This is a genomic window from Sphingobacterium sp. B16(2022) (assembly GCF_012030425.1).
Lineage (GTDB): Bacteria > Bacteroidota > Bacteroidia > Sphingobacteriales > Sphingobacteriaceae > Sphingobacterium > Sphingobacterium anhuiense.
The window spans coordinates 864,258-877,763 of the sequence record NZ_JAAUVN010000001.1; the positions used below are offsets into that span (position 1 = coordinate 864,258).

12 protein-coding genes are annotated in these 13,506 nt (G+C 36.8%); 8 read left to right on the forward strand and 4 right to left on the reverse strand.

Features of this window, described 5'->3' with window-relative positions; translation table 11 throughout:
• Nucleotides 1-28 precede the first annotated feature (28 nt).
• The 3 genes from HCX49_RS03915 to HCX49_RS03925 form a co-directional block, all read right to left on the reverse strand.
• A complete protein-coding gene (locus HCX49_RS03915) occupies nt 29-619 on the reverse strand; it encodes an RNA polymerase sigma factor (protein ID WP_168126225.1) in 591 nt (196 codons plus the stop codon).
• A 148-nt stretch (nt 620-767) separates the two neighbouring features.
• Nucleotides 768-1,226 carry a GNAT family N-acetyltransferase gene (locus HCX49_RS03920; protein ID WP_168126226.1) on the reverse strand — a complete coding sequence of 153 codons (459 nt, stop codon included), beginning with the start codon at nt 1,224-1,226 and terminating at the stop codon, nt 768-770.
• A 519-nt stretch (nt 1,227-1,745) separates the two neighbouring features.
• Nucleotides 1,746-2,375 carry a TetR/AcrR family transcriptional regulator gene (locus HCX49_RS03925; RefSeq protein WP_168126227.1) on the reverse strand — a complete coding sequence of 210 codons (630 nt, stop codon included), beginning with the start codon at nt 2,373-2,375 and terminating at the stop codon, nt 1,746-1,748.
• Nucleotides 2,376-2,526: 151 nt separating this feature from the next.
• On the opposite strand from HCX49_RS03925, the gene HCX49_RS03930 reads away from it, so the two are divergent.
• Nucleotides 2,527-3,633, forward strand: coding sequence for a DUF4932 domain-containing protein (locus HCX49_RS03930; protein WP_168126228.1), 1,107 nt, complete (start codon nt 2,527-2,529; stop codon nt 3,631-3,633).
• 237 nt (nt 3,634-3,870) lie between these two features.
• On the opposite strand, the gene HCX49_RS03935 is transcribed toward HCX49_RS03930, so the two are convergent.
• Nucleotides 3,871-6,333 carry a TonB-dependent receptor gene (locus HCX49_RS03935; protein ID WP_168126229.1) on the reverse strand — a complete coding sequence of 821 codons (2,463 nt, stop codon included), beginning with the start codon at nt 6,331-6,333 and terminating at the stop codon, nt 3,871-3,873.
• Between the two features lie 136 nt (nt 6,334-6,469).
• Here HCX49_RS03935 and HCX49_RS03940 point away from each other — a divergent pair, with 136 nt between their 5' ends.
• The 7 genes from HCX49_RS03940 to HCX49_RS03970 all read left to right on the forward strand — a co-directional run bounded on the left by HCX49_RS03940 (nt 6,470) and on the right by HCX49_RS03970 (nt 13,501).
• The gene (locus HCX49_RS03940) at nt 6,470-7,510 is read left to right on the forward strand and encodes a sensor histidine kinase (protein WP_168126230.1); all 1,041 of its coding nucleotides are present in this window, start codon (nt 6,470-6,472) and stop codon (nt 7,508-7,510) included.
• Nucleotides 7,504-8,226, forward strand: coding sequence for a LytR/AlgR family response regulator transcription factor (locus HCX49_RS03945; protein ID WP_232789247.1), 723 nt, complete (start codon nt 7,504-7,506; stop codon nt 8,224-8,226). Before HCX49_RS03940 ends, HCX49_RS03945 begins: the two co-directional genes overlap by 7 nt.
• A gap of 315 nt (nt 8,227-8,541) precedes the next feature.
• Nucleotides 8,542-9,507, forward strand: coding sequence for a hypothetical protein (locus tag HCX49_RS03950; protein WP_168126231.1), 966 nt, complete (start codon nt 8,542-8,544; stop codon nt 9,505-9,507).
• Nucleotides 9,508-10,006: 499 nt separating this feature from the next.
• Entirely contained in the window at nt 10,007-10,672 is a 666-nt protein-coding gene (gene fsa, locus HCX49_RS03955) for a fructose-6-phosphate aldolase (RefSeq protein WP_168126232.1), read from the forward strand.
• A 5-nt stretch (nt 10,673-10,677) separates the two neighbouring features.
• Nucleotides 10,678-11,535: a transketolase gene (locus HCX49_RS03960; protein WP_168126233.1), complete on the forward strand. Its 858-nt coding sequence runs from the start codon at nt 10,678-10,680 to the stop codon at nt 11,533-11,535.
• Nucleotides 11,536-11,543: 8 nt separating this feature from the next.
• A complete protein-coding gene (locus tag HCX49_RS03965) occupies nt 11,544-12,521 on the forward strand; it encodes a transketolase family protein (protein WP_168126234.1) in 978 nt (325 codons plus the stop codon).
• A 137-nt stretch (nt 12,522-12,658) separates the two neighbouring features.
• The gene (locus tag HCX49_RS03970) at nt 12,659-13,501 is read left to right on the forward strand and encodes an alpha/beta hydrolase (RefSeq protein WP_168126235.1); all 843 of its coding nucleotides are present in this window, start codon (nt 12,659-12,661) and stop codon (nt 13,499-13,501) included.
• Nucleotides 13,502-13,506 lie beyond the last annotated feature (5 nt).

Here is a 13,506-nt window from a genome sequence, read left to right on the forward strand (position 1 = left end):
GTAGATGAATGTTAAAAAAATATTAAATTTATTTTAAATCGATGAGAATAAGAAGCAGGAGAGCATAGAGACCTTGTTTTTTAAGGCTGCTCCTCAGGATACTCAACGCATTGCTGATCTGTTTTTTAACTGTCTGATCTGATATCTGTAAACGTTCTGCAATTTCTTTATAACTTAACTGCTCATGGCGGCTGAGTATAAAGACTTCTTTCATCTTTAGCGGTAGTTTTTCAATCTCTTTATCAATGATGAGCTGTAGTTCTTTACCTTGTTGCTGTTCGCTTAATGAAAAACCTTCCTCTTGAATGTAATCCAGAATAGCAGTGATAAGTTTTTTTTGATTGCTTTGTGTACGATGATAAAAGAGTGCACTTTTCCGTGCTGCACCATATAGCCATGTTTGCAAATGCTGTATGGAGGAGGACTCCCGCTTGTTCCAGAGATTGACAAAAATATTTTGAAGTAGATCCTCGGCATCAGCTCTATCTTTTACTAATTTGGATAAATAGAGCAGTATGGGATCCCAATAAAGTTTAAAAATAAGATCGAACGCGTCGCGATCACCTTCTTGTAGGCGCTGCAATAAACGTTTTGAATCAACCTCATTCTTGAAATTCATGAATAGTCTTTAAATAGGTACTGACAAACTTAGATAAATTTAGTTTTATATACAATCGTGAATGAAGTCATTCCATTATAAACGATTGATTATTAAAGTAATTAAACCTATCTATTATTTCAGGAGTATCATAGATAAGCGTTAGTAGTTAAGAAAAAAGCTCTTTTTCAAAACAGATGCTATTTTCAATGTTTTTATATTGACCATAGTTTGGGATGATATTAAATTGGTGTTTTTTGTATAAACCAATTGCTTCAATCATTTTGTCGCCCGTCTCTAAGATGCATTTTTTATACCCCAGTTCTTGAGCCCAATCCTGTAATTCCGATAATATTTGACTAGCGATTCCTTTTCCGCGTTTATCGGCTAGAACAAACATTCTCTTGATCTCGATAATGTCGTCAGCATAAGCTTTCATTGCCCCACATCCAACTGCCTGTCCATCTGAGTCGTAAACAACAACTACATTTTTAATGGTATCAATTTTATTATATTGAGTAAAGAACGCATTAGCAGTTCCGTTTTTTAAAGCCAAATCATGATCAAGTTTTGATACTAGATTTTGAAAATCTAAATTGTCAGAATTTGTTCTTGCTGGAGTATACATAGGATTTTGTTTTGATATTTTTGAATGATGATTCTTCTCCCAACGCTTTTGATCAGCCTGATCGTAAAAGATATTGGCATTTATTAGAGAGAAAAGCCCAAGATATTAAAATAATTTTCTCTATTTCAGATAAGCCATCCTTTTTTTTCAATTAATGTCTTATATGATCTCCTGAAGATGTTTGTCTTAATACCCGTAGGTTAGATTATAGGCCTTTGCTTGCAGGGTCTGCATGTAAGTGATGGAAAATAAAAAGGCTTATCTGTTATCGTATAAGCCTTTCTACATTGAGTTTAATTAACTATATACTAATGTTTGCTAACGCTTATTTTCTTTTTGTATCGGTTGTACCAAATGCAAAACCGGTGACAGGTATGCTTGAAGCAATTAACATTAAATTCTAATGATTTTAAAATTGCAGATGCTGTTTAAATCGCTAAAAGTATGTTTCATATTTTACTAGGGTCAATCCATTATTAGAAAATAGCGATCAATTCGCCTAGTATTAATAATAGCTGCTTACCAGGTTTCGTAAGCTTTATCAACGATAAAATTAACAGCATCTTTAATGGCCTTTCTGCCGTTTTCAGTCTTTAAATCGATACCGGAAAATGTACTTCCATTCACTTCAGCGTACATGGTCAGGTAGTACATTCCAGCAGCCAATATCGCACTCACCGCTCTATATTTTTCTGCATTTGTACCAAAGTGAGGTTCGACAATTTCGGTAAATAGTACTTCAGCACTTGCTTCTTGGTCTTCGGTGAGTTTTCGTAAAGATTTTCGCTCTTCGGACAATCTCCAAAGCAATAGTTTTTGTAGTTCTTTATTTTCGAATAAATAATCAAACTGAGATAAGAAGAGTTCTTTAGCGAAGCTTTTCCCGCCATCGGTGATAGGGGCGGAAGCTTGTTCTGCTTTTACATTGCTCCAAAAATCTTGTGTTCGGATGTAATCGTCAATCAAACCATCTAATCCACCAAAATAGATGTAAATCATCTTTTTGTCTACTCCTGCTAATTTAGCAATATCGTTGATTTTTAAACCTGCATGTCCCTTGGTTTTAAGAATTTTCCCAACTGCTAACAAAAACTTCGTCTTGCTGCGTTCTATATTCCTTATTTTTCCTCCGGCTGGCTTTCTTTCCATCTTGATCTGTCGTTGATAACGCAAGGTAAAAATAATACATTTACTTTAGACACTATTTAGTGTGTTATTTTTATATTTGCCTACTTTTTTAATCCTTATTTTTTGGAGTTTTAAAAATAAAATATTTAATCAAATTTATAAATCATTAAAAGTGAAAAAGTTAACAATAGTATTTCTTTTAATTTCTTTCTTTGCTCAAGCGCAGGAAAAAGTGAATTTTACAGAGAAGTTTAAAAAAGAGAATCAGGGTAAATACAACATCGAGGTCAACGAAGTGAAAGAGTTACTGCAGATTATGATTGCCATTACTAAAACGGGCCTGGAAAATGATGATATGATGCAACAAGAAGGGCCATATTATCAATCTGTCATGAAACAGTTCAAGGCTTATGAAAAAGAACCTATCATTCATACGTTTGATTCACTATTGATAGAAACACTCATCAATAATGTATTTTTAACAGGCAACGGTATTTCATATCATTTCAAAGGTAACCAGCTTGTGAAAAGTGATGTGTATATTTTTCCTGCAGGAGGTGTAAATGGTGTAAAAGCTGTTGAGAATCCAATTACAAAATACAAGAAGGAGTTGGAAGATTTTGCGATTAAATCAGACTTCCGTTCGTTCTATAAAAAGCACAAAAAGTATTATGCCGAGATCATTGCTCAGTATGAAAAGGAAGCTAATGTCGTAAAACAATGGAAATGGTTGGAACAAAATTTTGATACACGCATCAATGCGTATACGATCTACTGTTCCCCATTAATCAATGGACTGAATTATACTTCGGAATTTAACAATAACAACTTCCGATTGATTTATATGAGTTTGCCGCCTTTGGTCACTAATTCGTATATGAGTTCCATTGAAAACGAATTGTTTAATACGCGCGTGATGTTTACCGAGATTGATCATAACTACGTCGCTAAACCAACAAATGAGCATAAGATTCAAATTAATGAAGCCTTCAAAGACCGAAACTATTGGGTAAATGAAGCTGTACAAGGGATTGATGCTTACTCCACGCCAAAATATATATTTGATGAATACATGACTTATGCAGTCTATTTATTATACTGCAAAAATCATTATAAAGAGGCCGATTTTAATGCTGCTTATACAGCAACTGACCAAGTAATGGATGCTAGAGGTTTTACAAAAATGAAGGAATTTACAGATAAATTGTTGACCGTATCTGCTGAAAATGAAGGTAAAAAGATCGAGTACCTTTATGCCGATTTCTTGGCTAAATTTTAAGGGAATATATTTTTTCAAAAACACGTTCTGTGGTGCAGTTCGTGTTTTTTATTACATTTAAGCTATTAGCTGAACAAATCATCCAACTTTCTGAATGTATCTCTTACTTCTATTCATGGGTAGATTGAGTTTGCAAATTGCTAAAATTTATTGCGTTATTTTTTTTAAGAGGTGTTTCCATCAAATATCTGGTTGTTTTCCATTTTTTAGTTAGAAGTAATAATAAACAAATCTAATTTACATTTTAGATTCTCCTCCTGATTTCTGATCATCGTTTTTGATGTTCGAATCGTACTTCTCCCTTTGCGAATTGCTCTTGCCAAACTTCCACGAAAAGTTAATGCCGAAGGAGCGGAATGGAATGGCAAAATTTCCATGCTGTTCATATTGATCGGTTTTTGCATATGAACCCAGATTCTTTACTTTTTGAAATGGATCGACCATAGTAAGCCCTAAAGTACCTTTCTTCTTCAGTATTTCTTTTTTCACACTTAAATTCCACATATTAAAGGAGGCATAATACCCTTGGAATGTTCGCTCTGGAGCATCAAAAAATATAAAAGACTCGGCTATCCATCCTTTTTTCAGATCTACAGTACCGCTGATAAAGGTCTTGTAATTGATGAAAGTCTTATTGGCCTGATGTGTCAAATTACCATAGAGATCTTTGGGCTGTATATGGAAGGTGTATAGGTCGATATTTCCTCTCAACGTCAATATTTTAAATAAATCGACAGATGCAAAGATATTAGTTCCAAATGATTGTGTTTCGCCGATATTGGCGAAAGTCTGCAATACGATTGGCTTTTCGTTATGGATTGTATTCCTGTAAACAGATTCAATGACATTACTGTTTCTTCGGTGGTATAGGGAAAGATTAAGCATGCTTTTTTTCATAGTGAGATGTGTGCTCAATTCCATGTTATGCGATATTTCCGGAGCTAATTGCGGATTTCCCTGTAATTGATTGACAGGATCTGATTCGTTTCGAAAAGGGTTTAGAAAATACAGACTGGGCCGTTGCATGCGCTGGTTATAACTAATCTTCAAATTTAACTGTTCTGAGACTTTATAGGAGATCACTGCGCTAGGGAGAATATTGTGCTGTTGATCACGAAAACTAGCTTGCTGATCGATGGCTTTAATTTCTGCTCTTGTATACTCATATCGAACTCCGGCTTTAATATCGGTTCTTGTGTTTAAAGGGATCTGTAGCGTCGAATAGATGGCGCTTACATCTTGTTTGTAACTGAAATTGTAAGTTCTTTGACTGACATTTAAATAGACATTTTCCTGTCCGATTGTATCGACTTGAATAGTAGATTGGATGTCCCTGAAGATGGCTTTTGCGCCCAATTCTAAAGTGGCCTTTTTGATGGGATGGGTATAATCCAATTGTATCGTTACTTCTTTATTCGCGCCTGCGTTCAGTCCTTTTTCATCAGGACGAAAATTGTTCTGCAGAAAGAAAGATTGATAATTTGTATTGGCGTTATTTTTAGATAATTGAACTGAAAAGTTTAATTCTTGATTTTTCTTCTGAAATTTTCGGATGTAATCGGTGCTCCAGTCAAATCCTCCGAATCGAACTTGGTTGTTGTTGGTACTGCTGACAGGGGCACTTACTGCATAGCTCGTCTTGAGGAGATTGTCTGTTTGGATAGTGAGTTGATTGATATTGAAATTGGAAATGAGGAGATTATTGGAATCAAGTTCATAATCTAATGATAGGCTCCCTCTTAAACCATTCCTTTTGTTCCGGCTTTCGGTTTCTTGTTCGATATACTGTTCCTTATTCAAAAGTTTCTGATCAAATGTGATGCGTGTATCAACAGGCCAGCTCCACGAATTTCCCAAATTTGCATTCATGCCTAATTTGCTCTTTCTGATGCTGATATTTCCATTGAAATTATTCTGTCGCGTTCCTAATCCTCCGGAATATGATCCATGTACTCCATCGGTACTGTTTCGTTTGGTATTGATAATAATTATTCCGGAACCACCTTCTGCGTCATATTTTGATGATGGACTGGTGATCACTTCTATATTTTTTATCTGGTCTGCAGGAATCATTTTTAGGGCGTCTGCCATATTATTATTCATAGCCCCTGAAGGCTTTCCGTCAAGTAATATGCGGACATTTCGATCTCCTTTTAGCGATACATTACCCATTGCATCCACAGATAATAGCGGTACTTTTCGCAATGCATCAGCCGCATTTCCTCCAGACAGGGTGGGGTCAAGTGCCGTATTATAAATAAGTCGGTCTGTTTTGATTTGTACAAGCGGTGTTTTATGGTATACATCCACCTTTTGCAACTGATGATTAGCGGCAGACATACCGATCATACCTAAATCAACATTACCGTTATTGATGTTAATGGAGTGTTCTGTACTGGTCGCGTAACCCAATGCGCTCACTTTTAGAAGATAGTTGCCGGGCTGAACCGCTGTGATTTTAAAATTTCCTGCTGCATCACCAATGACTGTTTTCATCGGTCTGCCATCTGCAGTATCTTTCCTATACAAATAGATACTTGATGCTGGAATCATTCTTTTTGTTAAAGAATCAACTATTTTTCCTGCAATGGTGTGCGCTTTAAACTGTCGTTTTATTTGGCCAAATGAGCAATGTGGCAGGTTTAAAAGTAGGAGCAGTACTACTGGTTGCATTATATAAAGTACCTTATTTTGTTTCATAATCAATGTTTTCCCAAATGTTCAAACTTTGTTGGACACCGTAAATTTTATTACGCCAACGGGGCGGGAAATGATGTTAAACTAAGATTTATAGATTCACGTAATATTAGGTGCCATTGGTGTAAAAAATTATAAAATGGTTATTAAATTTTTAAATTTGGGTATGACGAATAGAAGGCTTTTGAGCATCGTTTTATTTTTTTGGCTGATTTCATTTTTATACCTTATAATCGGAGCAATTTTATTTTCAAGATCATCCTTTGAAGGGGTGATCTTGATTGTGTTTTCGCAATTACTTTTATTGGGAGAGATCATTGTCTGTCTGTTCTATATCTTCCCAAAATTTTGGCGTGCGAATAAAGCGATTTCTTTAACGGTTAGCGTTATATCATTGCTTTTAACCATTGTATTTTTGAGGTATTCTTTTGAAGAAGTGCTCTTTGTGAAGTATCTTGGATTCAAGCCGAACCCTCATCTTGATCCTTATTATTTCATCTACGATAACTTTTATTTTTCATTACCTGGAGTCTTTATCGCCCTGATTGTGTATCTGGTCGCGAAATCTTTTGAGGTTGAAAAAAAGAACAAAGTGCTTCAGGCGGGGATGGAACAGGCGGAATTGAATTTCTTAAAATCGCAGCTCAATCCTCATTTTCTATATAATACCTTAAATTATATGTATTCCATAGCGTTGCCTTTGTCCGAAAATTTATCAACTGCGATCCTAAAGCTGTCGGATACCATGCGGTACACGCTGGCGCAGAATAAGCGGGATATGCTGACGCTTGGTGAAGAAGTCGTGTTTATTGAAGATTATATTGCCCTCCATAGCATGCAGTTTCATCCTAATTTTTACCATACATTTTTAATAACGGGAGCAATAGACAGGCTCTTATTCCCACCTTTATTGCTTGCTCCATTTGTGGAGAATGCCATTAAACATGGCATAACACATGTTGAAAAGCAACCGGTCAATATCCGTTTAAATGTCACGCCAGCAATATTGGAATTTGAAGTGTCTAATTATATCAATACACAATTTCAGGAAAAGGGCAGTGGTATTGGAATCGCTAATGTTAAACGTCGGCTCGAAATTTTATATCCAGGGAAACATACTTTACATATGGAAAAGAATGATCTGGTTTATCGTATATCTTTAATTGTAAAATTGTGGTAAAGGGTGAGATAGATCGTAAAAGATATCGGTGCATAGCACTGGATGATCAATTGTACGCGACAGGAATTATTGCTGCATATGTTGACAAGACCCCAGATCTGACTTTAATCAAAGCGACCGATGATGCATTTGATGCTTTAAATATGATTATGAGCGGACATGTTGATCTGGTATTTTTAGATATTCAGATGCCGACGATAAACGGTATTCAATTTCTCAAACGTTGCGGAAATAAATGCCGGGTTATTTTAACTACAGCCTATCCAGACTATGCACTGCAAGGTTTTGATCTGGATGTGGTAGACTACCTGCTGAAGCCATTTTCCTATGAGCGTTTTCAAAAGGCTGTAGATAAGTTTCGGTTATTACAATTGGCGTCCATGACGCCGCAGGTTGAAAATGACTATCTGTTATTAAAAGGTGATGCTAAAAATAAATATTATCAGGTTAAATTTTCAGATATCATGTTTATTAAGGGTTTGAATAACTATATATCCGTCTACACGAAGGATCAACATATCATTACTTATATGAATCTGAAAGAAATAATTAATCTGATTCCTACCCGACTTTTCTGTAGGGTGCATCGTTCCTATATTGTATCTTTTAACTATATCAAATTTATAGACGGAAATTCTCTGCTAATTGATGAAGAGAAAATTCCCATCAGTGAAAGCTATAAGGCTACATTTTATTCGAGATTGAAGGAATTTTGATAAGGGGTATGATGTATTTTATAAGGTAAATTTCAAAATTTTATCTTTTTTAATTTCTTAGTAGGGTATAACAAGGTCATCTAAAACATCTTTGTATCTGTTTCGTTCGTGCTATTTTAATTGGTAGTATGATCACACTAAAAATCATAGCACTAATTTAAAAAAATCTCATTAACTCAAGTATTGTCGTAAGTGTAGTTCTCGCGAAAATGGAATTGTTTTTAATTACTATTTGCTAAAATAAATAGATTTATTACTACTTATTTTAGTTATTTATGTTTATATTAGTGTTTGATAATCAATTAACCATGAATTATGATGAGGCAAAAATTAAGACGTGTTGATGATCCCTTGTGGAAATCGATACTGGAGCAGACTTTTGCAGATTTCCTCCGATTTATGTTTCCCGAAGCTGAATTGTTATTTGACTTGAATAAACCTTTTGAATATCTCGACAAAGAGTTTGAGACCTTATTTCCGCCAGAAAAGAGTAATAAAGGTAAAAGATTTGTCGATAAGTTAGTAAAAGTCTATATGAAAGGTGGAGGTGAGCAATTTATCTTTTGTCATATTGAAGTGCAGTCCAACAAGGGTAATAATGATTTGGAAAAACGGATGTTTGAATATTATTATAAAATCACTGATCGATATCAGGTGCCAGTTTGTGCCATAGCGATATTGACTGATGAGAATAAACATTATAAGCCAAAGTTGTATGAACAAAGTTTTTTAGGAACGACTTTACGGTATGAATTCAATTACTATAAGATTCTAAGTCAAAATGAGGAAGATTTACGGTCTAATCCGAATCCATTTGCTGTTGTGGTATTAACGGCATTTTTGGCTATAATTAATAATAATGTGACCGACGAAGAACTTAAAGATATTAAACATGATCTTTACGATCAAATGATGAAAAGGGATATGGAAAAGACTACACGTCAGGGTATTTATGATTTCCTGGCTTATTATGTTAGTTTTGAAGATAAAGAAATTTTTATTAAATTTGAACAAGAAATCGATACAAAATTAGGAAGGAGCACAACAATGGGTACACGTGAATATTTATTGGAAAAGGCTAAGCGAGAAGGACAGGAGCAAGAACGTGGATTAGCGGCGGTACGCATCAAGAAATTGGAAGCTCTTGCTGAGGCTGAAAGGGAGAAAGCTGAAGTAGAAAAGTTCGAATCAGCTACTAAAATGTTGAATAGTGGTTTTGATATAGCGATGATTTGTGATATTTTATCTCTGACTCCGGAGCAAGTCGAAAAATTGAAATAAAGTTTTACTGAGCTAATATTAAAAAAGGTGCCTTTGGACACCTTTTTTTGTTGATATCAATTCTCTTTTAGAATAAGTATTTGCGCAGGGGTAGCAGTGTACCATAGTAATATGTTTTCGGCTGTAATGTAGTGACATATTGAAAAAGTGACATCGTTCAAGACGTAACATATTGACGGAGTAACGGGACAAGGGAGTGACCAGCCGGCTGTTGGGGAGATGGAGGAAAAAGTGATTAAAAAGGAGATTCTTTATAGAGTCTCCTTTTTTGTTTATGGCTTTTGACATCTACTTCTTCTATTCAACTGTTTTCTGCAAGGAAGGTGATTAAACAGCCTATAGCTGTGTTTCAGGACTGTATTTTGAACATTTTTACCCTTATTTTTAAGATCTGTTTCATTTTTTTAGACCCTATTAGTATAGTTTTGTTTTGCAATTAGAGATTCTGAAAGGCTCTTTTGTAGACCAAACCATAAACTACTAAACTTAAATTTAATAAATGAAATTTTTTATTGACACAGCCAATTTGAACGATATTCAGGAAGCCCAAGACTTCGGGGTTCTCGACGGTGTAACGACCAATCCTACCTTAATGGCTAAAGAAGGAATCAGTGGAGATGATCTTGTTAAGAAACATTACCTAGCCATATGTGCTATTGTCGATGGCGATGTCAGTGCTGAGGTGATTGCTACCGATTATGAAAATATGATAGCGGAAGGACAGGAGCTGGCAAATTTAGATAGCAAAATAGTGGTCAAAGTACCCATGACTAAGGCGGGAATTAGAGCCATCAAATATTTTAGTAACAAAGGCATTAAAACCAACTGTACATTAGTTTTTTCTGCAGGACAGGCATTATTGGCTGCAAAGGCAGGTGCTACTTATGTTTCTCCATTTATAGGCCGTCTGGATGATATTTCTGTTGATGGGCTTGGTCTTATTAAAGAAATCCGAACAATATATGATCATTATCTCTTTCCTACACAGATACTAGCGGCATCTGTACGTAATAGTACGCATATATTGGGTTGTGCCAAAATTGGAGCAGATGTTATTACATCGCCCTTGTCGGCCATTCTTTCTCTTTTAAAACATCCCTTAACAGATAGTGGCCTAGCGCAATTTTTAGCGGATCATAAACGGGTAGCTGCTCAAAACAATTAATCGCGATGGAAATTAATAAAAAGAGTATTTCTGAGCTACAGGCTATTGTTTCGCAAGTGCGAAGAGATATCGTTCGCATGGTGCATGCTTGCCAATCGGGTCATCCCGGAGGCTCTTTAGGATGTACAGAGTTGTTGGTTGTGCTCTATTTTGAAGTCATGAACCGGAAAGAGGGATTTGATATGGATGGAAGTGGTGAAGATCTGTTTTTTCTTTCCAACGGCCATATTTCCCCTGTCTTCTACAGTGTACTGGCGAGAGCAGGTTATTTTGATGTGGCCGAATTGGCAACGTTCCGCAAGCTGGGAACCCGGTTGCAGGGGCATCCTACCACGCATGAAGGTTTACCAGGAATCCGTATTGCATCAGGTTCATTAGGGCAAGGATTATCCGTGGCAATCGGTGCGGCACAGGCGAAAAAACTAAATCGTGATGCAGGCCTGGTTTATGTCCTGATGGGCGATGGTGAACTGCAGGAAGGTCAGGTATGGGAGGCTGCGATGTATGCGCCACATAATAAAGTGGATAACCTGATTGCCATAATTGATTATAATGGTGCACAGATCGATGGGGCGACGAAAGATGTACTGTCTCTAGGTGATTTACATGCCAAGTGGTTAGCTTTTGGCTGGCAGGTATTGGAAATACATCAGGGAAATGATATCGCTGCTATATTGGATGGACTTACTCAAGCGCAACAGCAGGCTCGTCAAGGTCTTCCTACCGTTATTTTACTGCATTCTGAAATGGGAAATGGTGTCAGTTTTATGATGGGATCACATAAATGGCATGGAGTTGCTCCAAATAACGATCAATTGGCTGATGCTTTAGCACAGAATTCACAAACATTAGGAGATTATTAAGCAAAAAAATGAAAAAATATACATATAGCGAATCTCGGGATACCCGCTCAGGCTTTGGAGCGGGACTGTTGGAAGCTGGCCGTCAAGATGAACATGTCGTGGCACTTTGTGCTGATTTGATCGGGTCACTAAAGATGAACGATTTCATAAAAGAATTTCCGGAAAGATTCTTCCAGATCGGTATTGCGGAAGCCAATATGATGGGAATAGCGGCAGGTCTGACCATCGGGAATAGGATTCCGTTTACAGGTACTTTTGCCAACTTCGCAACCGGAAGGGTTTATGATCAAATACGCCAATCGATCGCTTATTCTAATAAGAATGTGAAGATCGCGGCCTCGCATGCAGGATTGACACTTGGTGAGGATGGTGCGACGCATCAGATTTTGGAGGATATAGGGTTGATGAAGATGCTACCAGGGATGACAGTGATCAATCCTTGCGATTATAACCAGACCAAAGCTGCGACGATTGCTGCCGCAAAGTATTTCGGTCCTGTGTATCTCCGTTTTGGAAGACCTGTAGTACCTGTCTTTACACCAGAAGATCAAGAATTTGAGATCGGAAAAGCGGTTATGCTGAACGAAGGGAATGATGTGACTATTATTGCCACAGGACACTTGGTCTGGGAAGCCATTCAAGCAGGTGAGCTTTTAGAGCAATTGGGTATAGATGCAGAGATTATTAATATACACACCATTAAGCCGTTGGATGACAGTGCAATATTGAAGTCGGTTCGGAAAACAGGTTGTGTGGTGACTGCTGAAGAGCACAATCGCTTAGGTGGTTTAGGAGACAGTGTTGCACAGCTGCTTGTCAAGAATATGCCGATCCCACAAGAATATATTGCTGTTGATGATTGTTTCGGTCAATCGGGGACTCCTGCGCAGTTAATGGAAAAATATGGTTTAAATGCGGCGAACATCGTATCTGCAGTAGAGAAAGTGATTTCCAGAAAAATAGATCAATCTGCACAAGTGATATAAACCCTTTAATCTTCTGAATTCCATGGATTCAAAAAAATAGGTAAGGAAAAGGTCGGCTGATTCATGCTTATTGAAACCTAAATTGATAAATGATCAATTTATATAAGTGTTAATATTCAATTATAAACCAAATGATTATGAAAAATATTTGGACGGTGTTATGTATAGTCCTATCCATTACGGTATTAAAAGCTCAAACCGTTACAGCTCCTGAGGGGTTTGCTGTATATCAACCGGATATTATACATGGTAAAATAGATACGATTACTTATCCTTCATCAACTGTTGGTATAGAACGGACGGCTTTAGTGTATTTACCTCCTGGGTTCTCGGCAAAGGAATTGTACCCCGTACTTTATCTTTTACATGGGATCGGTGGCGATCAGTTTGAGTGGTTAAACAATGGTACTCCTCATGTTATTCTAGATAATCTGTATGCACAAGGTAAGCTGGAACCGATGATCGTGGTATTGCCCAATGGCCGTGCCATGAAAGATGATCGTGCTATAGGTAATATCATGGATGCGGCTAAAGTTGAGGCTTTTGCGACGTTTCAAAGAGATCTTATTGATGATCTTATTCCATATGTCGAAAAAACTTATCCTGTGAATGCGAACCCTTTGAATCGTGCCTTATTTGGATTATCCATGGGGGGAGGTCAAGCTCTAAATTTTGGTCTTGGTAACTTGGATACATTTGCCTGGGTCGGTGGATTTTCTTCCGCACCCAATACCCTAATGCCTGAGCAACTGATCCCACATCCGCAAGAAGTAAAAGACAAACTCAAGTTACTTTGGCTTTCTTGTGGCGATCAAGATGGTTTAATCACTATTACGAACAGAACACATGATTATTTGAAAAAGCATGAGGTACCGCATGTCTTCTATATCGAGCCGGGAGGACATGATTTTAAGGTTTGGAAGAATGATCTGTATCAGATTTCGCAATTGTTGTTTAAGGAGCGTAGTCAGGGTAAATGATCACA